General features: G+C 62.0%; 2 protein-coding genes. Both read right to left on the reverse strand.

Annotation, left to right across the window (positions count from 1 at the left end; genetic code table 11):
- Positions 1-814 (reverse strand): LacI family DNA-binding transcriptional regulator (locus tag EOA36_RS35615; RefSeq protein ID WP_127281251.1); only part of this gene is annotated, 814 nt, incomplete at its 3' end.
- A 193-nt stretch (positions 815-1,007) separates the two neighbouring features.
- Positions 1,008-1,324: hypothetical protein (locus EOA36_RS37880; protein WP_210212449.1), on the reverse strand; the 317-nt coding region annotated here is incomplete at its 5' end.

Here is a 1,324-nt window from a genome sequence, read left to right on the forward strand (position 1 = left end):
TGGCAAGGATGGCGGTGGGCGGCGCGTCGGAGGCGAAGATGGTTTCGAGCCCCGCCTTCGTGCTCGCCACGTCGTTGGCGGTCTCGTAGACGGGCACTTTGGATATATCGACGCCAACCCGCGAAAGCTCCCGGAGATAGCCCGTGAGGCGGTTGCGCGTCCCTGCATAGGTAGCGGCCCGGACCTGTTCGGCCGAAACAATGCCCGTTCGGTCGTCGGCGAAGGGCAGCGCCAGGACGGCGAAGCGGCGATGTCCAAGATCGGTGAGATGGCGGGCCGCCATGCCGGCGCCGGCGATGTTGTCGACACCGATCGCGGCGACCGACCCGTCCTCGGAATCGAGGTCGAGCGCGACGAAGGGCAGCTTGCGCTCGCGTGCCAGTTCCACCAGGCGCGAACCGCCCTCGATGCAGAAGACGATGAAGCCGTCGACCAGCGCGCTCTGGATGTTCCAGGCAAGCTGTTCGTTGTTGGCGGCCGAAACCAGTGAGATGCCGGCTCCGGTCGCATCGCAAGCCTGTGAGATGCCCGCCATCATGACGCGCGCAAACGGATCGTCGAAGAAATAGGAGAGGGGCTCGGCGGTGGCAACGCCAATGGCGTTGACCTTGCCGGCCCGTAGCAGCCGGCCCTTTGGGTCGGGCCCGCCATACCCCATGGCCTCGGCGGCTGCGCGAACCCGTTCGCGAACTTCCTCGCGCACGATCTCGGGCCGGCTGAATACATTGGACGCGGTGCCGTGCGAAACCCCGGCGGCCTTGGCGATATCGGCCAGCCGGACGGGTCGTCGATTGCCTGCGGTAAGTGACGCCATTTGCGCGGGTCTCCTGACATGCATTTAGCACGTTCTTGGGCCGCATCTAGCACTTTCGTTGGATCGATTCAAATTTTGCTTGACCGTTGCCAATGAAAGGCCTATCTTTGAATCGATCCAAAGTGGCGGATTTGGCCTGTTAATTGACCTCGGAGGGAATGATGCATCCCATCAACTATCTGTTCGAAGACATCTACCGCAACGACTGGAATATCGGGTCGGCGACCAACAGCCAGAAGCGCCGCGACAGAACCAGTCCGTGGATTCGCGACTTGCGCTTCCTCGTAGGGCGCAAGCGGAGCTGATCGGCATTGCCTTTTTGTGCTTGCGATTGGATCGATTCAATTGGAAGGAGAAAAACATGCACCCCATCCAGCATCTGTTCGAAGACATTTACCGCAACTACTGGGGTATCTCGCCCGCCGCCGAGCGGCCAGAGTCCAGACGCCTGAAGAGGCCGGCCGCGCGCAATCGTGATCTGCTGATCCGACCCGAACGTCGGCGCTGATC

The organism is Mesorhizobium sp. M8A.F.Ca.ET.021.01.1.1 (genome assembly GCF_003998025.1).
Taxonomy (GTDB): Bacteria; Pseudomonadota; Alphaproteobacteria; order Rhizobiales; family Rhizobiaceae; genus Mesorhizobium.